Here is a 23,534-nt window from a genome sequence, read left to right as displayed (position 1 = left end):
GATGTAAAAGAGATATGAGGTGCAAAAATTGTGGAACTGAGAATCCAGATGGTTCAAGATTCTGTGCAACATGCGGAAAACCACTGGAACAGGAAGAACCTGCTAAAAATGTAGCAGAACAGAAAGAAGAGACTGTCCAGAATGCAGAAGAGCAGAAAGAAGAGGTTGCCCAGAATACAGAAGAGACGCTAACAAGTACAGCAGAAACAAAATCACTCACACATAAAAAATCAAGAGGACTGAACAAGTTCCTGATCGGTCTGGCATGTGCGGTTGTCGTTGTAGTGATCGCAGCAGGGCTTTTGATATCGCGTGCAAGAAGAACAATCGATCTGAACAAGTATGTCACCTTTGAAACAACAGGATATAACGGATATGGAAATGTATATCCGCAGATCGACTGGGAGAAGATTCAGAAAAAATATGATTCCAGACTGAAGTTTACAAAAGAATTTGAAGAACAGTATGGAAAAAATACAGATTCCATATCACCGGTAGCGGTACTGCAGTCCTATGTTAGTGTGGAAATGAAATCGGACAGCAATCTTTCCAACAAAGATAAAGTCAAATACAACTGGAATGTCAATAAAGATTATGCAAAATATGTGAAATGCAACCTGAAATATAAAAATAAAACCTATAAAATCAAAGGGCTGGAAGAGGTTAAGACATTTGATGCATTCAAAGACCTGCAGGTATCATTTAACGGAATAAGCCCGGGAGGAGCCGTTTCATTTGATTATACAGGATCTGATCTTACATCTGCTGATTTTCAGACAGATGCATCAAATGGAACATTGGCAAACGGAGACAAGATTAAAGTATATCTGGATAAATCTATGGCAGACAGCTATGCCGCCAACATAGGAAAGCTGCCGGAAAAATGGGAAAAAGAATATACCGTAAAAGGACTGTGGTATTATATCACATCAGCCAGTGACATCGATGATGATACAATGCAGCAAATGAAGGACCGGGCGGAACAGGAATACAATGATCATGTGGAGAGCAGCTGGGTAGATTCCGAATCTCTGGAGAGCCTTACTTATATGGGAGATTATCTGCTGGAGCCTGTTGTGGGCAATGGAAATGAACTGTATCTTATTTATCATGTAAAAGTACGGGATCAGTACAGTAATGATGATGGATCTTATGACAAGGTGAATGATGTTTACTGGTATATGCATTATGGAACAATTCTTGCAGACGGGGAAGGAAATACAGATATTGATCTGTCTGACTATGGAACACCTGGCAATTTCTTTAAGATCAAGACTGATGCAAAGACAGACGGTATTTCCAGCATGGTATGGAAATATTATGGATACCCGACACTGGATGATCTATACGCAGATGTTGTGGGCGATAATGCCGATTACTCTTTGGTGGAGGATGCGGTAGACAATACAAAATAGAAGCCTTTGGCGGAAAAGAAGGTGGACTATGAAATGGGACGAATGGTTGAAAAAGATCATTAAAGAGATAACGTCAGATTATACGATTTCAGAAGAAACCTCAAAAAGCTTTTTTGAAGAGCTGATGCAATTGTTGAAATAATACAGGAACCGGGTAGAAATGCAAATTTTTATCCGGTTTTTTAATTTGAGCTGGAAAAGTATGATATGATGAGAAAAAGTACGGGATTGATATCCAGAAGGAGAAAGGTGGAATAACAACAGATGGAATATTTAGTAGAATCAGCATTATTGACACATGGATTAAAATCGGTATCAAATGAAACAATAAAAAAAGAATGGCAAGATCCGGGAAAAAAGATCACCTGGATTGATCATGGGGAAATCAGGATCGGGGATATCGATGAGTTTCTTGAATTTAGAAGCCGGGCAGCCGCTTATCCAAGAATTGACTGTGATCTGCTGGAAAAGGCATTAGCGGAAAAGCAATCAGGCGCACTTACCGCTTCCGGGACAATGGCAGTCTGTGTGAAAATGGGAATTCCGGTTGCAATTACCTGTGGAATGGGTGGAATCGGGGACATCAAAGGAGAAGAACTCTGCCCGGATCTTCCGGCTCTTCAGCAGATTCCGGTGATCCTGATCTCGGCAGGACCAAAAGATATGCTGGACCGGAAAGCAACGATCGATTGGCTGATATCGCACGGAGTGAAGGTGATCGGAACAGAAAGAAATTACTGTACCGGCTATGTATTTTGTGGAGAAAAAGTTGAACAGCAGGGAAAGGCAGAAAACGGTACAGAAACGGTAAAGCCACCAATGCTCATCATCAATGAAATCCCGGAAGAAAGGCGGATAGAAGACAGGGAGATTTTGAGAGAAGCAATTGCCGAGGGAAAGAGAGCGGAGAAGGAAGGACGCTATTTCCATCCTGCGGCAAATGGAAAGATTGATGACTGTACTGATGGATATTCTTCATTGATTCAGCTGCGGGGACTGATTGCAAATATGAAAGTGGCAGAAACACTTTAAAGAGCGAAAAAAGAAGCTGGGATCTGGCTGATAACAGAAAAGCCTGGATATAGGCAGTTGTGTTATCGGTCAGACTCCGGCTTCTTTGCGTACACAGAAAGTTTTGACTCCTGATTATAGATTACAGGAAAGGTAATCAGATATTCTGTTTGAAATGTTGTTGCGTGAATCCTAATTCGCCTGTGGCATCTGTGATTTATGTACAAAGAGACTGATTCCGGCACCGATGATTGCCAGAACAGCACCAATTCTTCCCCAAAGAGCAGTTTTGTGGCACATCATACCTGCCTTGGCACAAATACCAATGCCAATTGAAGTATTGCTAAGAAGCAGGATCAGAACAGCAGTGATAATGATGACAACCGGTAATTTAAAATCGTGTGTTCCGAAGAAAAGAAGAACGGATTCTGCAAGCAGGAGCAGACCAAAAAGAAACAGTGCAATTCCATAATAATGACACCGCATCATGCATTCTCCTCCGTTTGCAAGTTCCATGGTTCCTTTGCATACCGGGGCAAAGATCTTATCTGCTGCAAGAATAAGAATTGCTGCAAGACAGGAAACTGCTCCGGATAATTTTTGTGAATTCATAATTCATATCTCCTTTAAAAATTTATTGTATTTAGTATAACATACTTATGGTTAATAAGTTTACTTTTACCAGATAAAAACTATAGAAAATTGTAATAAATCAAATTGTATATAAGAAATAACAATTTTACATTTGTGCAAAATGCTGATATAGTTAAAAAGCATTTAAAGGAAATGGTAAAAATTTACAAAGGAGTCAAATGAAAAATGGAGAGTAAAAGACAGCTTACGAGAGAAGAGTTGCTAGAAATGGAAAGTGCTCCGAAGACGAAGATGCAACATATGTTGGATGTGGTAATTTGTTTTTGTCCGTATTTTGCAGCGATAATTATGTTTTTAATATATTATCTGATGCCGGATGCCGTTCAGAATTTTAATCCGCATGTGTTTACTATTGTCGTCTGCTTTTTTTTGGCATTATATCTGATCATGGTAATGAGAGGATTACTGAATAAAAGTTATTTTGCAAAAGTACGTCATAAAGCACCGCTTTACTCTGTGATCATACTGGTAATTATGCTGTATGATTTTCTGACGGTTAAGACAGGTATTTTAAAACAGCCGTTCTTCCCATGTGTGAATACGATTTTGTGTGCGATCATTGATGACCGGGCACTGTTATTGAAAAGTACATTGTACTCACTGCGATTATTATTCACGGGATATTTTATTGGAGCGATCCTTGGACTGATCACAGGTGTTGCCTGTGGATACAGCAAAAGGATTAACTACTGGGTTTCACCGATCATTAAGATGCTTGGACCGATCCCTTCCACAACATGGATCCCGATCATCATGGTTCTGGTATCCTCACTGTTTAAAGGAAGTGTATTTATCATCGCTCTTGGTGTATGGTTTGCACTTACGATCGCATCGTCAACCGGTATCCAGAATGTAGACAAGGCATATCTGGAAGCGGCCAGAACATTAGGTGCCAAAGGTCACCAGCTGGTATTCCGGGTGGCAATCCCACATGCAATGCCAAACATTCTTCAGGGGATGACACAGGGAATGAGTTCTGCCTGTACAGCACTTCTGGTTGCTGAGATGATGGGAGCCGAGGCAGGTCTTGGATGGTATATCCAGTGGCAGAAATCATGGGCGATCTATTCTAAAATGTATGCAGCTATCGTTTTAATTTGTCTTATTTTCACAGCAGTTACCTTTATACTGAATGTGATCAAAAGAATAGTGCTTCGCTGGCAGGAAGGAGTTGTGAAATAAGATGGCATCAGTGGATGAGAAGCAGGGACACGGGCGTGTCCTGGAGTTTGACAAAGTAACAAAGAGTTTTGCAAAGACAGACAGTAACGAGATCACACATGCGTTGGCAGAGGTGAATCTGACGATCCAGCCGGGTGAGTTTGTCAGTATTGTTGGAACAAGTGGATGTGGAAAATCAACGATTTTGCGATTGATCGCAGGACTGATCAGACCGACTACCGGTGAGATCAGACTTGGCGGAAAACCGATTGTTGGAGCCGGACCGGATCGTGGAATGGTATTCCAGAAAGCAACATTGTTTCCGTGGCTTACGGTAGAGAAGAATGTATCCTTCAGCTTGCGTATGCAGAAAAAGCAGGATAAAGAACTGGTAGAGCATATGCTGAAAATGGTAGGACTTGAAGATTTCCGAAAAGACTATCCGCATCAGCTCTCCGGAGGTATGGCGCAGAGAGTGGCGCTGGTAAGATCGCTGATCAATCATCCGGATATTCTGCTTCTGGACGAGCCTCTTGGCGCGCTGGACGCATTTACCAGAATGAATATGCAGGATGAGATCCTGAATATCTGGAGAGAACAGAAACAGACGGTCGTCATGGTTACACATGATGTAGAAGAAGCAATTTATATGGGAACAAGAGTGCTGGTTATGGAGCCAAGACCGGGACGTGTAAAGGCAGATATACCGATTGAACTGGCTGAACCAAAGCAGAGAGACAGCGAAGAGTTCCAAGCATATCGGAACAGGATTCTGAAGATGCTTGATCTGAAGCATCATACAGATCATTAAATGGATATTTATTGAAAGATAAATATAAAAGCAACAAAGTAAAAACACGAAGAGGAGAAAAGAATTATGAAAAAAAGATTGTTTGCAACGTTACTTGCATGCGCAATGACCGTATCACTGGTTGCATGTGGCGGTTCATCAAGCTCATCAGAAAAGAAGGAAGACACAAGTGATTCCAAAAAACAGGAAGCTTCTACAGAGAAAGAAGTGACTGATATCACAAAAATGTCAGATGATGAAATTAAAGAAGCAATGAAAAAAGAGCCGGCATGGGGAACAACCATCACAGCCGAATATGATGGTGGTGACTGTACATCAGGACCTAGCATGGCAAAAGCACTCGGATACTATGATAATTGGGGATTAGATGTTCAGATCGCAGCTGGTACTGAAATCACAGAAGCACTTGGAACTGGAAAAGCTCAGTTTGGAGTACACCATATTGCACATATGTTAGTTCCGATCACAAACGGAATGGACATCGTATTTACAGGAAGTGCGCAGACAGGATGCAAATCATTATATGTACTTGCTGATTCAGGAATCGAATCAACAAAAGACCTGGAAGGCACAACTGTTGGTATGGATAGCCCGATCGGTGGATCTTCACACAACATGATCATCCGTTTCTTTCTTGCAGATGGATTGAAACAGGATGCAGCAACATGTGTACAGGTTGAATCAAGTGCAGCAATCCAGTCTCTTCAGTCAGGTGACATCAAAGCTTGCCTTCTGAGTGACCGTTTTGCAAAGAAATTCGTAGATGACGGAACATTAAAAGTTCTTCGTTCTATCACATGGGATGATGATTTCAAAGATGAAACATGCTGCGTAATGGCTATGAGCGGAAAATTCGTAAAAGAAAATCCGGTAATCTCTCAGGTACTTACAAAATGTGTAATGGATGCATATATGTACATTGCAGAAAACAAAGACGAAGCTGCACAGATCATGCTTGATGAGGGTATGGTATCTGGTGACATCGAGCTTACAAAATACATGCTTGATCAGCAGAACTGGGCAGTATCCAATGCAGATACAAAGGAAACAATTAAAGCTGTTGCAAAGGACTACATTGAGGCAGGAATCATTACCTCTGACTGGACTGTAGATAAAGTCGTAGAGACAGCATGGCAGCCACTTGCTGAAAAAGTAAGCACAAAATAATCAGACACATAAATGAATGAGGTGGAGGAGCTTTGAACTCTGGGATGAGTGGAAGCTCCTCTTTTGTCTTATATATTAGGAAAGTGCCAAGGCACATTCCTTATTTTAATTGGAAAATTACGGGGGTTTTCCGAACAAAATGTTAAAAAAGGAAGGAAAGAAAAATGGAACAGAAAATGTTGACTGTACCTGGACTTGCAGTCAGAAATCTGCGGCATCGAAGAGTCAGGACGATGTTTCTGGCAGCACTGGTGCTGATTTTATCGGCAGCGCTGTTTACCAGTAGAGTATTGACAGAAAGTATGAAAACTTGTATTGATAAGACAGTAGATCGGATTGGGGCGGATGTGATCGTAGCACCGGGAGAATATGAATCAGATTTAAGCGATTCTCTGTTTTCGGGAGGGTTGTGCAGTTTCTATTTTGAAAAGTCTTTGGTGGATCAGGTGAAAAAGACGGATGGAATTGACAAAATTTCTCCGCAGCTCTACATTGCATCACTGGATGCGGCATGCTGTTCAGTTCCGGTACAGATTGTTGCTTTTGAACCGGAAAGTGATTTTATTGTACAGCCGTGGATGTCTGGAAGCAATGTGAGTGAATTGAAAAAGGGTCAGACTGTTGTTGGAAGCAAGATTACGGCAAAAGCGGGAGATAAAATTTCTTTCTTTGGACAGGAATACGAGGTTGCAGGAAAACTCGAAGAAACAGGAACCAGTTATGATAACTGCGCATTCATGAATTTTGAGACGGCATATACATTATTTGACAGTTTTCAGATCAAGTATGTGACGGATCTTACAGAACCGCAGAAATATGTTTCCCTTCTGACGATCCGGACGAAAGACGGAGCAGATCCGAAAGAAGTGGCGAACACGATCAACACAAAGATGAGAGATTCCGGTCTGAAAGCTTATACGGCAAAAGCAATGTCCGGAAAAGTTTCAGATACACTGGAACAGATGCGGTCTTACAGCGCGCTTCTGATCGGACTGTTGTTTTTAATGGCAGTCCTGGCACTGATCTGCATTTTTAACATTACTGTGAATGAACGTTTGAAGGAGTTTGGGGTACTACTTTCTATTGGTGCACGAAAAAGCCAGATTTTCCAGATGCTTCTTCTGGAAGCAGGAATGATCGGTGTGCTTGGAGGATTTCTTGGAGTGGTGTTCTCCGGAGGCGGAATCCTGTTATTTAAAGACGTGATCATGGAAAGTATGAATATGCCGTATCTGAATGTAAATGTTTCCCAATATGTGATTCTTGCATTGCAGAGCCTGGGGCTTGCGGTTGGTGTCAGCCTTCTTGCCACCTTATATGCGGCAGTCAGAGCGAATCGTATGGAACTATATAAACTGATCCAGGAGGTGGAATCATGATTGTAAAGACAGAAAATCTGAGTCGGGAATTTGTACGTGGAAAGAATCAGTTTTACGCAGTAGACCACGTGAATCTGGAAGTGGAAGAAAAAGAACTGGTTGCGATCATGGGACAGTCAGGAAGTGGAAAATCCACCCTCTTCCATATGCTGACCGGGATCCTGAAACCGACAGAAGGAAAGATCACAGTACTGGATCATGAGATTGAAAAAATGAATGACAGACAGTTATCGGTTCTGCGGGGAGGCGACCTTGGTTATATCATGCAGGGACAAAATCTTCTCCAGAATCTGACGGTCATGGAAAATATCCTGCTGCCACTTTCGCTGGGGAAAAACCGGAAACCGGATAAAGAAAGGATCACGTATCTGACGGAGCTTCTTGGAATCCAGAATATGCTTTCCGAATATCCGGCAAATCTGTCCGGCGGAGAGCAAAGGCGTGTGTCGATCGCAAGGACATTTGCGCAGAACCCGAAACTGGTAGTCGCAGATGAACCGACAAGCAGTCTGGATATGGAAAATTCAGAGATCATTATGAAATATTTTCAAAAAATGGCAAAAGAAGGAACGACAATCCTGGTCAGTACCCACGACAGAGAATTCGCAAATTATGCGGACCGGTGTCTGTGGATGAAAAAAGGGAAATTAGAAAAAAGAGAATTGGAGTAAAGAGATGCAGACCGAATTTATAAAGCTTGCAGTGATTTTTATTGTCATTATGGTGATGGTCCTGGCAAAATTAAAACTGCGTGATGCGATGATCGCTGCCATTTTGCTGACTGTGATCCTGTTTGGAATTCCGCTTGGGGATGCAGCAAAATTGATGATACAGTCGGTTTATGAAAAGGATACGCTGCTGGTGGTCGGAAGCTTTATTCTTGTAACCTTTTTGCAGCGGATCATGGAGAACCGGAAACTTCTGGAAAGAGCGGAGATGGCACTGCAGAGGCTTAGCGGAGACAGGCGTATGGTGTGTGTAATTGCGCCGGTGATCATTGGATTCCTTCCGTCTGCAGGAGCTGTCAATATCTGTGGGGCGATCGTAGATAAGGCGACAGGAAAAGATCTGGATGTGGAAGAAAAGACGTTTGTGACCAGTTACTACCGCCATATTTCAGAAAGCTTTTCGCCGACTTATAATGCAATTCTGCTGGCACTTTCCATTACAGCGGTATCAACCGGGCAATTTGTACTTTTTATGGCGCCGATGGTTGTGGTGCTTCTGGTACTGGGATATGTATTTTATCTGCGGAAGCTTTCGAAAGGATATGAAGCAAGTGAGGATGAAATGATAGACAAAAAAGAAGAATTCAAACAGCTTCTGTACTGTTTCTGGCCACTGGTGCTTTGTATTGTGCTTGTGATCGCACTGAATCTTTCTGTGATCAAGGTACTGCCGTTTATTATTGTGCTTTCGATTATTGTATATCGGTTAAGTCTGAAGGAAGTACTGGATTTTGCAAAGACATCGGTAGAGTGGAGAATCATCTTCAATACGATCATTCTGATGATGTTCAAGAACATTCTTACCTATACAGGGGCAATCGGAAAACTTCCGGATTTGTTTGCAGGATCTGCAATTCCACAGTTTGCGGCATTTGGAATCATTATGTTTCTTGGAACGATTATCAGTGGAGCAAATTCTATGATTGTGCTATTGATTCCGCTGGCATTTGCAAGCATACCGCATGCAGGAGCCGGACTTCTGGTGTACCTGATGGCACTTTCTTATGCGGCAATGCAGATTTCGCCGACGCACATCTGCCTTGCGATCATTACGGAATATTTCCGGGTATCCTGGGGGCAGCTGATGAAGAAGACAATCCCGGTTATTGTGGTGTTTGTAGTGATCTTGACAGGATATTATGTATTGCTGAGTGGATTTGGAATATAGAAAATATGTTATATGATGCTGATAGAAATAGAAAAATTCTATCGGCATCATTTTTCTTTGGATGGATAAAATGACTGAATATATGATAGAATAAAAGAAAAAGGCAGACTATTCAAAACGGGAGGTGGATGAGATGAAAAAGAGAAAATATGCTATATTTTTGGGAATTATTTTGATCGTAGCAGGAACCATTGCCTGTGGTGGAAAGGATACGGCGTCTGAAAAAGATCGTATAAAGGAGATAGAAGTATATGATGATGACAATGAATCGGTAACGATACAGGAGAATGAAATTGTAAATACAGAATTTTATGAATTATCAGGCGATAAATTCCGTTCATACATAAAGAAAGAGAAGTTTACGAAAGAGAACTGGAAGGAATTTTTCAGCATTAGAGAAGAACATTTAGAATATAATGAATATCAGTCAGAAGGAGATCTGTATCATCTTGGAATCTATAAGGTACACCAGAAAAAGGATTTCTGCATGGTATTTGATATTGTAAATGATGATATGGAGTCCAGAGATAATGTATTTGAAAAAGGAACAGGTACATTGGGTTGGGGGCAGAATAAATCGGACGGAACAAAATTTCAGCTTACAATTGATGATGTTTCGTGTACAAAGGCAGAAGGAACGATTATTTATGTAGATATTCCGGAGGAACTATGGCAGCCTTGTTCGGACGGAACGGACAGAAAGGGATTTCGGGTAAAGGACGGAGAAAAGTTGTATGAATTTTATGATGATGGAACGCCGGTAAAACTGGATATGTTCAGGTAGCAAAAGAGAGAAGCGTATAATTGCAAGAAGCCCGTCGGCAGATTTGAAAATCGTGCTGACGGGCTCCTTTTATTGGGGGCTTCGAACGTAAATTAGAATCCAACGTATTCTGGTAAAAAATATTGAAAATTACATAATCTTCGTCTCTTCCAGCTTCTCTGAGAACGCCTCATTCACCTTAATGATCGGCTTCCTAAGCACCAGTCCCATGACCAGGAATACAACAAGGAAGATACAAAGCTTTCCAATATCGATCCAGTAATCCATAGCATACAGTCCACCGACTGCTTCGCGCAGTGCTGCCATACTGTGGGTAAATGGAAACAGTGAATACACCGCTTTGAAGAATCTAGGTGCGACTTCGATCGGGAAGGTTCCACCGGTTCCGGCTACCTGCATAACCAGAAGCACAACACTGACCGCTTTTCCGATATCGCCGAAGGAGACAGTCAGTGTATAAATGATATTGACATATACGATGCTGGATATCCATCCGGCAAGGAGGAAGAGGAACGGGTGCTTGCACTGGATGCCAAGGTAGAACAGATCACCGAGGCAGATAAGGGTGCTCTGCAAAAGCCCGAGAATCAGGAAGATAAGGTATCTTCCAAGATAAATCTGATGGAGCTTCAGATGTTTAAGCCCGGTGGTGCTGTTTTCGGATACAGTGACCTTGAGCATGGCAACCAGGACAATTCCGCCGATCCAGATGGAAAGTGTAGAGTAGAATGGGGCCATGGAAGAACCGTAATTTTCAATCGGGTACACTTTGTTGGTTTTCAGCTCTACCGGTGCAGCGAGGAAGGAGCTGATGCTGTTCTTATCGCCGGAAATCAGGTCTTCCAGTTCGGAAAAGTCTCCGGTTGCCTCCATCTGGCTTAACCTGGAAGTTGTATCGGTAATCTTTTTGGATGCTGTCTCCAACAGATCAGAAGAGGTCTCCAGAGCCTTCTGGATTTGTGACAGATCAGAACCTGCGGAGGAGGCAAGGGTATAAATTCCATCTGCACTTGCACCAAGCTGGGAGAGCAGATCGGACAGATCATTTTTGGTAGAACCAAGGGAGCCAGACAGCTGTTTTAGAGAACCGGATACATTGGTTTCATAGTCAGATTTGACAGCAGTAATTCCTGAAATGCTGGAACTGATCAGATCATCTAGCTCTTTTTTGGAGGTCGTTACGCTGCCGGCTGTATCGCGAAGAGAAGATGCTGCGTTTGTGAGTTTATCACGAAGTTCTCCCTGAACAGCTATGGAGTCATCCAACTTTGCAAGGATTGGTGCGGTAAGATCAGACAGCTCCGGGTGTGCATCTGCAATCTGTGCAATGCTGTCACGGATTCCCTGGTAAGACTGTACGATCGCATTGACACGGTCGCTAAGAAGGTCAAGGGTGCTGGCAACAGAAGAAGCATCCTGTGACTGCGACTGGAATGCCTGATCGATCGTCTGTGACATCTGCTCGTAAAAGCTTTTGGTAGAGGTCAGCGCAGTATTGATTCCGTCTGTAGCTCCGTCCAGAGTCTCCTGAATCCCGGAGAAGGACTGCTGTGTACCGGAAAGAGTATCTGCATTTGCAGAAGCCTGTTCTTTCGTTACTTTTAAGAACCCGGCAGTTGTGTCCAGAAGCTGCTGCGCAGAATCGGTCATCTGTGAGAAGGAATGCAGAGTCGTCGAAGAAGCAGACAGATCAGAACCGATTTTATTCAGGTTTGTGATCAGTGTACCTGCAAGCTCATCCGAATCCCTGGAGTCTGCGGTATTTGCAACAGTCTGAAGTGCAGTCAGCACCGTATCGGAAATGGTTTCGATAAATACTTCGTTGACCTGTGTCTGGACTGCGGTTGCTCCTTTGTCTGTTACCTTCGGTGCAATGGCATTTTCTTTTGCATTGGAGTAATAGGTAATTTCTGGTTTCTTAATATCACTGGAAAATACACTCATCAGGTTCGTACTGAAATCTTCCGGGATTACGATCGCTGCGTAATATTCTCCGGATTTTACACCCTTCATTGCTTTACTTTTGGTTGTAAATACCCAGTTGAGCTGTGTATTCTCCCGAAGAGCAGACAATACCTGATCGCCAAGATTCAGCTGGAGCGGGATCAGATTTCCTATATAGCCTTCGTCTACGCTTGCCACGGCGACCTTCAGATTCCCGGTATTCCCATAGGGATCCCAGCTTGCCGCAATGTTGTACCATGCATAAAGGCAGGGAACCACTGTGACGCCAAGAACGACGATCAGAGCAATGACATTTGTTCTTATTTTCCGGATATCTCTTGTGAAGATGGTCCATATATTTCTCATTTGTCTTTTCCCTCCTTTACTTTTTTAAAAAATTCTTCCTCAGACAGATGGATATAGGAAAGCTGTCTGGAGGTCTTGTCGTGAATATATTCCACACAGATCAGATAGACGGCGAGTACGATCAGGGAAATGATCCACAGTGTCAGGTATATGATCTTGGATTCCAGACTGAACATCAGAAGAAGAAAGATCAGTGGAATTACAAGGATCAGGATAAAACCGGTACGGATCAGCTTTGGATACCGTTTTTCGAAGCGGTTGGCACGTCGGATAAAATCAGCCCGTCCGTCTTCATCCTGCATCATGGTTTTCATCATCAGTGTAAGCTGTGGGCGGGAGAGCTCACCGGTTGCAGTCTCTCCCAGCATCAGATCTGTCTCGGCAAGACGTTTGTCGAACAGATGGTTCAGATTCATCAGAAGTGGTCTCAGTAGCAGTCCGATGAAGAATGCAAGGAGAAGGAAAAGCAGCAGGGTCAGCAGATCCTTTGCGTAGTTATTTTTGTAAAATCCGGCAATACACTCACGCATAGCGCCAATTCCGTAAGAGAACGGCAGAAGCGGATGCAGTCTCTGGAAAAAGACCGGTGTCATCTCGATCGGATAGGTTCCGGAAGAACCAGGGATCTGCAGGATGACCAGGACAACGGCAAGTGCTTTTCCAATGTGCTTGAAGGTCAGCGCCATTGCATAGATCAGATTGACATACACAAAGGAGCAGAGCATACCAGCGCACACAAATGCAACCGGGTGGACGCACTGTACTTTCAGAAGCAGCAGATCTCCTATGCACACAATAAATCCCTGGATCAGTCCGACCACGACAAAGAGCATCCAACGTCCGAAATAAGCAGTTGTCGGAGTAAAACGGGAAATGGTTTCGTCTTTGTCTACTTCCTGTTTCAAGATGGATACCAGGATCAGTCCGCCAACCCAGAGTGCCAGATTAGTGTAAAACGGAGTCATTCCGGAACCGTAATTTTCCACATCATAAAGTACCTTTGAATTGATCGAAACCGGTGAGGACATAAAATCAGAAATGGAATCTGAGTCGATGCCTTCCAGTGAGATCAGATGCTGGTAGGTTTCGGAACTCTGCAGAGCTTTTAGGTCAGCGGTAATATTTTCCAGAGCAGTATCTACGCTTTCAAGAGTTCCTCCGGTCTGACCAAGTGCGTCTGCACTTTCGTTTAAACTGCTCTTTAACTGGGTAAGGATCACCTTTAACTGTGTGATCGTCGGATTTACCCCGGTTAAAGTAGAAGAAAGGCTTCCGCTTAATGTGGCAAGTCCGTCAAGTGACTGGTTCAGCTGTGGCAGAAGCGACTGGTTCAGACTGCTTCGGTAATTCTGCAGAGACTGTCGGTTCTGGGCAGTGAGTGTCTCAAGAGAACTTCTGGTATTACTTGCTGTAGTCAGTGCATTTCCTATGCTGGAATTGCTGTTCCCAAGAGAATCAATGAGTTCCTGAAGAGAATCATTCTGTGCCTGGAGTTCTGCAATTTTTTCGCTGACGATACCGGACAGGGAAGAATCACTTCCGATCTGCTGCTGAAGGGCGGCAAGCTTTTCCAGAATTTCTGCATTTTTCTTATTTAAAGAGCTGGCAGAAGAAATACTGTCTCCGATCGCAGTGTTGACCTGTGTGGCTTTTGTCTCAAAAGTTCCGAGCTTTAAGGCTGCGGAGGTGTAGACATTGGTTAAAAGCGTCTCGCCATCTGACAGGCTGGTAGAAAATTCTGTTGAAAAGGTTCCGATTGCTGTCCGGCTGGTGGCAAGCAGATCTGATGTATCTGCAAGGGCAGCAGAACCGGAAGAGGCAACAGCATTTACAGAGTCCAGTGTTTTCAGAGTGTCATCGATCAAAGAACCGGAATCTTTTACCGTAGCCTGGAAATCCTTCAGGGCGTTCTGATAGTCAGCAAGATTCTTACGGGTATCGGTAAGTGCCTGCATCAGCGTAGAATTTGTTCCGTCAAGCTTGCCGGTCAGTGTACCGGCCGATTTCTGCACGATCTTCGCAATGGAGTCAGCGGCAACGGACGAAAAGGTGTCATTGATCTGCTGCTGGATCGTGCTTGCGCCGGTGGCGGTGATCTTCGGAGCGATCGCGTTTTTCTTTTCATTAATATAATAGTCGAGCTGCGGCTGCTTTAAATTCCCGGAAAGGATGCTGAGGAGAGACTCGCTGAAATCCTCCGGGATTACAATGGCAGCGTAGTATTTGCCGGAATGGACACCGCTTTTGGCTTTCTTTTCATCAACAAAGGTCCAGCCAAGCTGGTGATTTTTTTTCAGATTCTGTACGATGGTGGCTCCGGCATTCAGATCCATCGAACCGGTGTGTCCACCGGTGTCACAATTTGCAATCGCCACTTTTACATTTTTTGTATTGCCGTAGGGATCCATGTTGGCGGCAATGTTGAACCATGCATAGAGAGAAGGGAGAATGCAGACTCCCACCATGACGAGAGCAGCAGCAGGGCTACGTAAGAGTCTCTTTAAATCTCTCTGAAATATTTGAAGCACTTTCTTCATGTGAACCTCCTGTGTAATGTCGTTAATAGTGCCAGTATTGAGAATAGTATAGCAAAAAGTGTGGAAAAAATCCATGAGAAAAAATGACGTTCGGTCAGAAACGCAATCTGGATAAAGTTAAGCGTAAGATGATATTTGAAAAAACAGTGTTTTATGATATTCTATATTTATCTATAATACAAATAAAAAGGGATGGAATAGAAAGTGTCAATAAAAGTAAAAGAGGTATTAGAGCTGGCACAGTCGAAAGGATGTACATTAGCAGCCGGAGAAGGTGGAATTGATAGGATTGTTCGCTTTGTGGATTGTATGGAAATACCAGATATGAAAGCATGGATGCGCCCAAATGTTTTGTATATTACAACTGGATATGCATATAGTGACACAAAAGAAGAAATAATGAATCTGATAAGAAATTTGTATGAAGCAAAGGCAGCTGCGCTCGCGACAAAATATAGATATATTGGTTGTTTTTTGGATGATGCGATCAAATTGGCTAATGAATTACAGTTCCCAATCATTTTGTGGCCGGAAGATTTGCCTTTCATAGAAATGAATTATCTTGTGATGGAGGCATTGATAAAATCACAGAATAATTTGATGGATAGCATTTATTCTCGAATTGAAAAATATAACCGTCGGGAAATGGATAAAAGATTGTTTATTGATCTTTTGACAGGAAATATCACATGTAATGAAGAAGGAAACTATCGGATCGAAGAACAAAAATGGCCATCACCTCCGTACCAGATCGTTTATATTGAAATTGATGGAATTAAACAAAAATTACATGAACTACAGGAAGAGATTGTTCATGAAAAAATTGAGAAAATCGAAAATATGATAAAAGAATCTTTTGGCGAGGAAAAAGTAATTGTTTTGTCGAATAATGATAATTTTCAATGCATATTAAAACGGACAAAAGAGAAAACTATAACGAAGGAGTATTTCGAGAAGATTCAGAAAAATATTTCGGAAAAGACAGGATATACTGCAGCGATAGGTGTTTCGAAAGTCGAAAATTCCTACCAACGTTTCGGAAAGGCTTATCAGGATGCAAGGGATGCAGTAGAAATTGCAGTGTGCCAGGAATTCAATTCAAAAGTACTTTGTATAGAAGATGCAGGCTTTTGGAGAATCATGAAAGAAATCAGTAAGCATGAGATGTGTCAGGAGTTTATGGAGGACAAGTTGAATGCGTTTATTGAATATGATCAAAAAAATGAAAGTGAACTTTTAGAAACGCTGGAAGTTCTCGTGAATAATTTAGGGGCAAGAAATGTAACAGCAAATGCACTTCATTTGCATCGAAATACTTTAATATACAGAATTAAAAAAATTGAAAATCAGACAGGATATGATTTGTCAGATCCGAATAGTATTCTTGAGATAGCGCTTGCGCTTCGAATAAAGAAATTTTTGAAATAAAAGATGCCTTTTCGGGGCATCTTTTATTTCAAAACAGTATGTATCTATTACGAGAAAGGATTCAGTTTTTGGAAATGATTCATTGAACCGTATAAACTTTGTAATTTTTCGAATTCTTCTTCGTCGTATAATTTAAGAGAACGACGGCCAAAGGATTTGGCAACTTCTAACATAAAGCGTGCAGCTTCATCAAGATCAGTCATATGACTGGCTCCGGTTGCACAACCGGGAACAGTTGTTTCTGTTGTGATGGCAATCCCGACTACAGGTGCATTAGTAGCAGTTGCCGGTTGCAGAATACTGTTTAGATGATGAAGATCATTGCCATAAGGAGTGATATCCTGCTGTGTTAATGGAAATACTTTTGGAAGTTTTCCCGTAGTAATCTGCATTAAATCAAGAAGATCTTCGGAAGTACGAAGGATGTAGCCTTCTTTTACTGTAGGTGAGATTGCAAATCCATTGTGATTGATCACGCGATTTCCTTTAGTAGTATCTACAGAGAGAACTGCGTCAAGTTCCGGTGTGAGCTCTTCGGCATTTACCTGTGCCATTTCTACAGGTGATCCCATAAATGGAACCGGAACATGTGGCGCGGTCGGTGCATCCGGACAAATATGTGTAGAAATGAATACGTCACCTTCTAAAAAATCCCCTTTATTCTGCATATCTAATAATTTGGCAGCAAGAGCAATTGCAACGAGGGCACCATCACCGTCAGATACATACCCGATTCGCTCAGGACGAGCACCAAGTCCGCCTAATCTCCCAAGAAGTCCAATTGTCGGAGCATCGCCTCCGGAAGTCTTTCCGTGAAGACCCGGGATGCGAATTTTTAACATATCTGTAGAACCTTTTGGTCCAACTAAAGGATAAACCTGAATATCCGCATCTTGTTTTATGGATTTTAAATAAGATGCGACAGAGTTGCCGTTTACGTTCTTACTGTCTATAATGTCGAAAGCTTCTATTAATTGTTTGAATAACATCTTAAATCCTCTCTTTCTAACTAAAATAGTTTTTTAATTGACAAGCAAAGTTTAGCATTACTAAATAGGAAAGTCGATATTGTGCGTGCCTAAAAAGAAAGAAAATAGTTGGGCGAAATGCACATGCTATATTTTTGGAAGAATAATAAATGTGCAAAGTGCATAAAAAACAGGGACATTATGGTGCATGGAGAGCGTCGACACTTTAAGAAGTCAATGTTATACTGTAGTCAAATAAGAATTCGGAAGAAACGGAGGAAGGAAATGTGAAAGAAAGAACAGGGACTGTAAATTGCATGATCGCAACTATTATTATTTGCATTATTGCGGAGCTGATTGGTCCACTTCAATTTAAGGTGATGGGGATTGACGTGAAGATATTGACGATGATCTGGGTTATCATCATGGGAATTCTTTTATCTCCAACATTATTAGGAAAAGTGATTCCCCCACTGAAGAAATTTATTAGTAACGCAGAAATTAAACGGGCACCGTTTTTGTTGTCTCTTACATTATATCCGCTTGGAATTATGTTTGGTATCAATGCAGGTCCAAAGGTTGGAATTGTTTTACAGGCAGGTCCTGCTTTACTGTTTCAGGAAGCGGGAAATATGATGACGATGCTGATTGCATTACCGCTTGGCTTACTCCTTGGATTAGGAAGAAGTGCTGTGGGTGGAACGTTCTCTCTTTGCAGAGATACGGCACTTGGTATTATCGGAGATAAATATGGTCTGGAATCCAGAGAAGGAATGGGAACACTTGGAACTTATATTAGCGGAAGTGTATTTGGTACTCTCTTCTATTCTTTCCTGGCACCGATCGGGTTAGCAATCGGATTTCATCCTTATGCACTTGCGATGGCATCAGGTATGGGAAGTGCATCTATGATGAATGCGGCTACTGCAGCGTTGACAAATGCAGCGGCACCTATGTATGCAGAACAAATTCTTGCATATTCTGCAACCAGTGGACTTTTAACTGCAGTAACAGGTGTGTATGTGGAAATGTTTTTGGCATTGCCATTAGCGAACTGGTATTATAATCGTGTTAATCCAGGTATTGAAAAATTAAGGGCTAAATTATTTAAAAAAGCATCTGAGGAGGCATAAGATGGAAAATACAAAACAAACTCCACAAGAAAAATCGACATTAAGTAATATTTTAGAACAAATTAAAATAGTATTGGTGATTTATGGAATTGTCATAATTATACATATGGTTTCTATTGGAAGCAAACTTCCGGATTTGGCAAAGTCGACAGTGGTAAGCTTTGTAATGGTAGTGATTGCGATTACCTTGAAAAATGTTGTGAAAAAACCTAATCTTCCAGGATTTGCGTGGGCTACACTGGTATCCTTTGTTTTGACATTGCCGATATCTCCGATTGCAGATTTTATCGTAAATGCAATGAGTGCATATAGTTTTGGACTTGTAGGACTTCCGCTACTTGCTTTTGCTGGAATTGCTGTAGGAGACCAGCTTGAGGTTTTCAAAAAACTCAGCTGGAAAATCGTAATTGTATCCTTTGTGGTTATGGCATCTACTTATTTTGGATCAGCAGCAATTTCAAATATTATCTTATCTTTAAAAGGAATGATCTAAAACCATACAGATAAAATGAGAGGTGAAGAATATGGATAATTTAGAATTAATGAAACAGGAAATCAGTAATCTTGCAAAAGAGAAAAAGGAAGAATTTGAAAAAGTAAGTGATTATATTTTTGCAAACCCTGAACTGGCATTTAAAGAATATAAATCACAGGAAGCACTTTGCAAACTGTTGGAAAGCCATGGCTTTGTTGTTAAACGAGGAATTGCAGAAATGCCGACGTCTTTTGAAGCAGTTTTTGATTCTGGAAAACCAGGGAAAACAGTAGCACTTATGGGAGAATATGATTGTCTTCCAGAAATCGGACATGGTTGCGGACATAATCTGATCGGAACATCAGCAGCCGGTGCAGGAATTGTATTAAAGGAAGTTATGGAAAAGCATGAGATAGGTGGCGTGTTAAAAGTATTAGGTACTCCGGCCGAAGAAAAGGGCAGTGGCAAAGCGATTATGGTTCGCCATGGAGTATTTGAAGGAATTGATGCTGCACTTCTGATGCATCCGTGTGATGAATCTATGCCAGATGATATTTCTTTTGCAGCAATTACATTGGAATTCACCTTCAAAGGAAAACCGGCTCATGCGGCAGCTTGCCCATGGAAGGGAGCAAATGCATTGAGTGGAGTTCAGTTAATGTTCCATGCGGTTGATATGATGCGTTTACATTTTAAAGATTACAGCAGAGTACACGGAATTATTACAGAAGGCGGAGTAGCTCATAATACTATAACAGATGAAGCGAAAGCAGTATTTAATATTCGTTCACTGGAATATGATTATATGATGGAAATGGTTGATGCTATTCGTGATTGTGCGAAAGGAGCGGCAATTGCAACCAGGACAGAAGTTGAAGAAAGACAGTTGGATGAAGTTATCAAAGATGTGCGTAATGATAAGAAACTGGTTCAGTATGTTCGTAAGAACATGGACTTTATTGGTGAAGAGTATATAGAGCGTGACCTGACTCAGGGAATCGGTTCGACTGATGTTGGAAATGTAACCCATGAAATACCGGCAATTCAGTTTTATGTGAAATTGAAAGAGCATGTAGGGACACATACAAAAGAGTTTGCAGTAGCAGCAGGCGGAGAAGAAGGAAAAAGAAATCTGCATGCTTCTGTTCAGCTCTTGGCAATGAGTGCATTGGATGTATTAAGTGAGTAAATAGAAAGTGTATCATTTTTTAGAGAGTTCTAAAAAGTGATACACTTTTTTTGAAATATTGTCTTGAATGAATATTTCGCATTTGTTTAAAAATTCTTTAGAAATGCCCTTTCCATATCTTAACAATCTCCTGTTAAACTATGCTCATAAAAAGATAACGGGAGGAATTAATAAATGAGAGTATTGATTACAACAGACTGGTACGAACCGGTTATAAACGGTGTTGTTACTTCAGTTATGAATCTTTCCAGACAGCTAAGAGAAAGAGGACATGAAGTAAAAATTCTTACATTATCAAGAATATTTCATTCTTATATAGAAGGCGATGTGGTTTATGCAGGATCAATTGGACTTGGATGCATTTATCCGCAGGCAAGATTAAAAATTCCAAAGGCAGCAGGTGACTATATGGAAATGTTGCTTGAGTGGAAACCGGATATTGTGCATTCACAGTGTGAATTTTCCACATTTTTCTTAGCGAAAAGGATCGCATCTGAACTTCATGTTCCGATTGTACATACGTACCATACAGTTTACGAGGACTATACCCATTATTTTTCACCGCAGAAAGTATGGGGAAGAAATATTGTGCAGTTGATGACAAAGAAACTTGCAAATGCGGTAGAAACCCTAATTGCACCCAGTGATAAGATCCGTAAGATATTGGAAGGATACCAGGTGTCTTGTCCGGTGGAAGTTATTCCATCTGGAATCCATCTGGAAAAATATCAGCTATGTAAAAAAGAAGACTGGCGTAAAAAAATCCGTATGCAGCTTGGTATATCACAGGATGCACTGGTGTTGGTATATGTAGGCAGAATGGCAAAGGAAAAAAACATTGAAGAGCTTCTGGAATATCAGCAAGATGCAGCAAAATCCGGGGTGATTTTAGTCCTTGTAGGGGATGGACCATATCTTCCGGAGCTGAAAAAAAAGGTCGAAGAGCTAAAGCTTGCTAAAAATGTGATTTTTACGGGAATGATCATACCGGAAGAAGTGGGACGCTATTATCAGGCAGGAGATCTCTTTGTCAGTGCTTCTACCAGCGAGACACAGGGAATGACTTATGCAGAAGCGCTTGCAGGTGGTATTCCGCTCCTTTGCAGAAGAGACGGATGTCTGGAACAAGTTGTGACAGATGGGGAAAATGGATGGCAGTATGATAAAAAAGAAGATTATCTTATGAGAATCCAAGAATGGAAGGGGATGGGTGAAAATGCAAGAGGTAGGATGCAAAACAAGGCTGCTATTTCAGCAGAAAAATTTTCTTCCGGAAATTTTGCCGAAAGAGTGGAAAAAATCTATGAACAGCAAATACGAAAATACCGATATGAAAATGCAGCCTAAGAAACAGAGAAATCTGACTAGATTTTTCAATCTGCTTTCGATAGCCGGACTGGCCGGATGTGCGCTTCTTGCAATCTGGGCATATAAAAACGGCATTTTAAATTCGGTAGATTCTTTGCAGACATTTATCTGGAAATTCGGTTATACTGGAATGCTCGTTTTTATTCTGATCCAGGTTGTGCAGGTTATTATTCCAATCCTACCGGGTGGAGTCAGTTGCCTGGGTGGTGTGATCTTTTTTGGGCCGTGGCTAGGATTTCTTTATAATTATATTGGTATCTGTATAGGATCAATTGCAGTGTTTGGAATTTCAAAGACAATAGGAAGGCCGGTTTTATACAAAATGTTTTCTGAAAAAATGATAGAAAAATATGATGGATGGACCCAGAAGGACGGTAAGTTTTTGAAATTATTTGCGCTGGCAATCTTTTTCCCGGTGGCACCGGATGATTTCTTGTGCTATCTTGCGGGAACTACAAAAATGACGTGGAAACAGTTTACAGCAGTTATTGTACTTGGAAAACCATTTTCTATTGCACTTTACAGTCTGGGGCTTACGACAGCATTTAAGATGTTATTTTCATTATAAAAGGAATAGGGTAAAGATTATGAAAACATATATATACAGAGGTGGGTTTCCGATTGTAGAAAAAAGTGGTGTCGGAAAAGCAATCGAGCATCAGGAGAAAATGCTGAATGCAGTAGAGGCACCGCGTGCAGCCAGGTGGAAAGAAGCAACCGTGGTTCATATGAATACAGTTTTTCCAGATTCGGTGATTGCGGCCTTTATAGCAAAAATGCAGAAGAAAAAAGTGATTTATTATGGGCATTCTACAATGGAAGATTTTAAAAATTCCTTTATTGGTTCTAATCTTGCAGCGCCGATTTTTAAAAAATGGATCTGCTTTTGTTATAATTTGGGGGATGTTGTTGTGACGCCAACCGAGTATTCCAGAAAATTGTTGGAAGGGTATGGATTGAAACGAAAAATTTATTCGATTACTAATGGTGTGGATACAGAATTTTTCAAACCTGATCCAGAGGGGAGAATACGCTTCCGCGCAAAATATCAGCTAACGGAAGAGCAGAAGGTTGTGATATCTGTGGGACATTTGATTGGAAGAAAAGGAATTCTGGATTTTCTTGAACTGGCCAGAATGATGCCGAAAGTACAGTTTATCTGGTTTGGAGGCGGTAATGAAAGCTTGGTGACAGCAGAAATCAAAGAGGCGATATCAAAGAAACCGGATAATGTATTGTTTGCAGGATTCGTAAAGTCTGATGAACTGCGTGATGCATATTGTGGGGCAGACGTATTTTCGTTTATGAGTTATGAAGAAACGGAAGGAATCGTTGTTTTAGAAGCTCTTGCCTGTGAAATTCCGACAATAGTAAGAAACATTCCTGTGTATGAAGGATGGCTTGAAGATGAAAAACAGGTATATAAAGCAGAGACAATAAAAGAGTTTCAGGAAAAGATAACTGCGATTTTCAGTCAGGATGTTCGTTTGATGAAAAAGGAAGAACGGAAAATTGCTTGTAATAAAAGTTTTGGAAAAGTTGGAGAACGATTGCTGAGGCTATATTCTGAAATGGAATAAGGGACGTTCAGCCGCGCCATTCGCAAAAGCGTGCCTGCGGCACTTGTCGCTGCTGCGCAGCTATTTTGCTCATAGTGTGGCGCTCATCTCATCCGTATAATCAACCGTCTTTTCATGCGAGCATGAAATCCGTCTGACTATACGGATGGCTGAACTAATGTCAGAATATTCTGAATTGCGCAAAATATAAAAACAACATTGACAATTCAGGAAAGCCGTGGTAAGATAACATTCGTTCGCTGGTCGAGACAGAGACTAAGGAGTGGCA

General features: G+C 41.5%; 20 protein-coding genes. 16 read left to right on the top strand and 4 right to left on the bottom strand.

What is annotated here, in order from left to right:
• The first annotated feature begins 14 nt into the window (after positions 1 to 14).
• Positions 15 to 1,415: a zinc ribbon domain-containing protein gene (locus PGQ33_RS13380; RefSeq protein WP_270205886.1), complete on the top strand. Its 1,401-nt coding sequence runs from the start codon at positions 15 to 17 to the stop codon at positions 1,413 to 1,415.
• Between the two features lie 264 nt (positions 1,416 to 1,679).
• Positions 1,680 to 2,447 carry a pseudouridine-5'-phosphate glycosidase gene (locus tag PGQ33_RS13375; protein ID WP_270205885.1) on the top strand — a complete coding sequence of 256 codons (768 nt, stop codon included), beginning with the start codon at positions 1,680 to 1,682 and terminating at the stop codon, positions 2,445 to 2,447.
• Positions 2,448 to 2,618: 171 nt separating this feature from the next.
• On the opposite strand, the gene PGQ33_RS13370 is transcribed toward PGQ33_RS13375, so the two are convergent.
• Positions 2,619 to 3,038: a DUF4418 family protein gene (locus PGQ33_RS13370; RefSeq protein ID WP_055261133.1), complete on the bottom strand. Its 420-nt coding sequence runs from the start codon at positions 3,036 to 3,038 to the stop codon at positions 2,619 to 2,621.
• A 207-nt stretch (positions 3,039 to 3,245) separates the two neighbouring features.
• Here PGQ33_RS13370 and PGQ33_RS13365 point away from each other — a divergent pair, with 207 nt between their 5' ends.
• The 7 genes from PGQ33_RS13365 to PGQ33_RS13335 all read left to right on the top strand — a co-directional run bounded on the left by PGQ33_RS13365 (position 3,246) and on the right by PGQ33_RS13335 (position 10,278).
• The gene (locus PGQ33_RS13365; protein WP_195502496.1) at positions 3,246 to 4,262 is read left to right on the top strand and encodes an ABC transporter permease; all 1,017 of its coding nucleotides are present in this window, start codon (positions 3,246 to 3,248) and stop codon (positions 4,260 to 4,262) included.
• A gap of 1 nt (position 4,263) precedes the next feature.
• Complete coding sequence (locus PGQ33_RS13360) at positions 4,264 to 5,052, top strand: ABC transporter ATP-binding protein (protein WP_117823543.1); 789 nt, start codon at positions 4,264 to 4,266, stop codon at positions 5,050 to 5,052.
• 66 nt (positions 5,053 to 5,118) lie between these two features.
• Complete coding sequence (locus PGQ33_RS13355) at positions 5,119 to 6,219, top strand: ABC transporter substrate-binding protein (protein WP_243006403.1); 1,101 nt, start codon at positions 5,119 to 5,121, stop codon at positions 6,217 to 6,219.
• A 164-nt stretch (positions 6,220 to 6,383) separates the two neighbouring features.
• Complete coding sequence (locus tag PGQ33_RS13350; protein ID WP_117557803.1) at positions 6,384 to 7,598, top strand: ABC transporter permease; 1,215 nt, start codon at positions 6,384 to 6,386, stop codon at positions 7,596 to 7,598.
• Complete coding sequence (locus PGQ33_RS13345; protein ID WP_117557805.1) at positions 7,595 to 8,269, top strand: ABC transporter ATP-binding protein; 675 nt, start codon at positions 7,595 to 7,597, stop codon at positions 8,267 to 8,269. The genes PGQ33_RS13350 and PGQ33_RS13345 overlap by 4 nt, the downstream gene beginning before the upstream one ends.
• A gap of 4 nt (positions 8,270 to 8,273) precedes the next feature.
• The gene (locus tag PGQ33_RS13340) at positions 8,274 to 9,494 is read left to right on the top strand and encodes a DUF401 family protein (RefSeq protein ID WP_195250977.1); all 1,221 of its coding nucleotides are present in this window, start codon (positions 8,274 to 8,276) and stop codon (positions 9,492 to 9,494) included.
• A gap of 133 nt (positions 9,495 to 9,627) precedes the next feature.
• Positions 9,628 to 10,278, top strand: coding sequence for a hypothetical protein (locus PGQ33_RS13335; RefSeq protein ID WP_270205884.1), 651 nt, complete (start codon positions 9,628 to 9,630; stop codon positions 10,276 to 10,278).
• Positions 10,279 to 10,407: 129 nt separating this feature from the next.
• Here PGQ33_RS13335 and PGQ33_RS13330 read toward each other — a convergent pair whose 3' ends face one another.
• Both PGQ33_RS13330 and PGQ33_RS13325 read right to left on the bottom strand, forming a co-directional pair.
• Positions 10,408 to 12,588, bottom strand: coding sequence for a YhgE/Pip domain-containing protein (locus PGQ33_RS13330; protein ID WP_270205883.1), 2,181 nt, complete (start codon positions 12,586 to 12,588; stop codon positions 10,408 to 10,410).
• The gene (locus tag PGQ33_RS13325) at positions 12,585 to 15,125 is read right to left on the bottom strand and encodes a YhgE/Pip domain-containing protein (protein WP_270205882.1); all 2,541 of its coding nucleotides are present in this window, start codon (positions 15,123 to 15,125) and stop codon (positions 12,585 to 12,587) included. Before PGQ33_RS13325 ends, PGQ33_RS13330 begins: the two co-directional genes overlap by 4 nt.
• Before the next feature lie 204 nt (positions 15,126 to 15,329).
• Here PGQ33_RS13325 and PGQ33_RS13320 point away from each other — a divergent pair, with 204 nt between their 5' ends.
• Positions 15,330 to 16,553, top strand: a complete 1,224-nt coding sequence (locus PGQ33_RS13320; RefSeq protein ID WP_118199288.1) for a PucR family transcriptional regulator — start codon at positions 15,330 to 15,332, stop codon at positions 16,551 to 16,553.
• Between the two features lie 47 nt (positions 16,554 to 16,600).
• Here PGQ33_RS13320 and PGQ33_RS13315 read toward each other — a convergent pair whose 3' ends face one another.
• On the bottom strand, positions 16,601 to 17,542 hold the full coding sequence (locus tag PGQ33_RS13315) for a DUF1177 domain-containing protein (protein ID WP_008373020.1): 942 nt from the start codon (positions 17,540 to 17,542) through the stop codon (positions 16,601 to 16,603).
• A 266-nt stretch (positions 17,543 to 17,808) separates the two neighbouring features.
• Between PGQ33_RS13315 and PGQ33_RS13310 the strand changes: the two genes are divergently transcribed.
• The 6 genes from PGQ33_RS13310 (at position 17,809) to PGQ33_RS13285 (ending at position 23,266) form a co-directional block, all read left to right on the top strand.
• Positions 17,809 to 18,654, top strand: a complete 846-nt coding sequence (locus PGQ33_RS13310) for a DUF3100 domain-containing protein (protein ID WP_044999066.1) — start codon at positions 17,809 to 17,811, stop codon at positions 18,652 to 18,654.
• A gap of 1 nt (position 18,655) precedes the next feature.
• Positions 18,656 to 19,147 carry a hypothetical protein gene (locus tag PGQ33_RS13305; protein ID WP_117823568.1) on the top strand — a complete coding sequence of 164 codons (492 nt, stop codon included), beginning with the start codon at positions 18,656 to 18,658 and terminating at the stop codon, positions 19,145 to 19,147.
• A 31-nt stretch (positions 19,148 to 19,178) separates the two neighbouring features.
• The gene (locus PGQ33_RS13300; protein ID WP_117557830.1) at positions 19,179 to 20,318 is read left to right on the top strand and encodes a M20 family metallopeptidase; all 1,140 of its coding nucleotides are present in this window, start codon (positions 19,179 to 19,181) and stop codon (positions 20,316 to 20,318) included.
• 174 nt (positions 20,319 to 20,492) lie between these two features.
• Complete coding sequence (locus tag PGQ33_RS13295) at positions 20,493 to 21,665, top strand: glycosyltransferase family 4 protein (protein ID WP_270205881.1); 1,173 nt, start codon at positions 20,493 to 20,495, stop codon at positions 21,663 to 21,665.
• Entirely contained in the window at positions 21,649 to 22,254 is a 606-nt protein-coding gene (locus PGQ33_RS13290) for a TVP38/TMEM64 family protein (RefSeq protein WP_195250979.1), read from the top strand. Before PGQ33_RS13295 ends, PGQ33_RS13290 begins: the two co-directional genes overlap by 17 nt.
• A 19-nt stretch (positions 22,255 to 22,273) precedes the next feature.
• Positions 22,274 to 23,266, top strand: coding sequence for a glycosyltransferase (locus PGQ33_RS13285; protein WP_270205880.1), 993 nt, complete (start codon positions 22,274 to 22,276; stop codon positions 23,264 to 23,266).
• Positions 23,267 to 23,534 lie beyond the last annotated feature (268 nt).

Origin of the sequence: Coprococcus sp. AM100_B19A (genome assembly GCF_027662015.1) — a bacterium.
GTDB classification, from domain to species: Bacteria; Bacillota; Clostridia; order Lachnospirales; family Lachnospiraceae; genus Allocoprococcus; species Allocoprococcus comes.
This window is presented reverse-complemented; position numbering and strand designations above follow the sequence as displayed.

Bases quoted from the DNA above. Each gene is read 5' to 3' on its own strand.
- PGQ33_RS13380 (WP_270205886.1), top strand. From the start codon at position 15: ATGAGGTGCAAAAATTGTGGAACTGAGAATCCAGATGGTTCAAGATTC.
- PGQ33_RS13375 (WP_270205885.1), top strand. From the start codon at position 1,680: ATGGAATATTTAGTAGAATCAGCATTATTGACACATGGATTAAAATCG.
- PGQ33_RS13370 (WP_055261133.1), bottom strand. From the start codon at position 3,038: ATGAATTCACAAAAATTATCCGGAGCAGTTTCCTGTCTTGCAGCAATT.
- PGQ33_RS13365 (WP_195502496.1), top strand. From the start codon at position 3,246: ATGGAGAGTAAAAGACAGCTTACGAGAGAAGAGTTGCTAGAAATGGAA.
- PGQ33_RS13360 (WP_117823543.1), top strand. From the start codon at position 4,264: ATGGCATCAGTGGATGAGAAGCAGGGACACGGGCGTGTCCTGGAGTTT.
- PGQ33_RS13355 (WP_243006403.1), top strand. From the start codon at position 5,119: ATGAAAAAAAGATTGTTTGCAACGTTACTTGCATGCGCAATGACCGTA.
- PGQ33_RS13350 (WP_117557803.1), top strand. From the start codon at position 6,384: ATGGAACAGAAAATGTTGACTGTACCTGGACTTGCAGTCAGAAATCTG.
- PGQ33_RS13345 (WP_117557805.1), top strand. From the start codon at position 7,595: ATGATTGTAAAGACAGAAAATCTGAGTCGGGAATTTGTACGTGGAAAG.
- PGQ33_RS13340 (WP_195250977.1), top strand. From the start codon at position 8,274: ATGCAGACCGAATTTATAAAGCTTGCAGTGATTTTTATTGTCATTATG.
- PGQ33_RS13335 (WP_270205884.1), top strand. From the start codon at position 9,628: ATGAAAAAGAGAAAATATGCTATATTTTTGGGAATTATTTTGATCGTA.
- PGQ33_RS13330 (WP_270205883.1), bottom strand. From the start codon at position 12,588: ATGAGAAATATATGGACCATCTTCACAAGAGATATCCGGAAAATAAGA.
- PGQ33_RS13325 (WP_270205882.1), bottom strand. From the start codon at position 15,125: ATGAAGAAAGTGCTTCAAATATTTCAGAGAGATTTAAAGAGACTCTTA.
- PGQ33_RS13315 (WP_008373020.1), bottom strand. From the start codon at position 17,542: ATGTTATTCAAACAATTAATAGAAGCTTTCGACATTATAGACAGTAAG.
- PGQ33_RS13305 (WP_117823568.1), top strand. From the start codon at position 18,656: ATGGAAAATACAAAACAAACTCCACAAGAAAAATCGACATTAAGTAAT.
- PGQ33_RS13300 (WP_117557830.1), top strand. From the start codon at position 19,179: ATGGATAATTTAGAATTAATGAAACAGGAAATCAGTAATCTTGCAAAA.
- PGQ33_RS13295 (WP_270205881.1), top strand. From the start codon at position 20,493: ATGAGAGTATTGATTACAACAGACTGGTACGAACCGGTTATAAACGGT.
- PGQ33_RS13290 (WP_195250979.1), top strand. From the start codon at position 21,649: ATGAAAATGCAGCCTAAGAAACAGAGAAATCTGACTAGATTTTTCAAT.
- PGQ33_RS13285 (WP_270205880.1), top strand. From the start codon at position 22,274: ATGAAAACATATATATACAGAGGTGGGTTTCCGATTGTAGAAAAAAGT.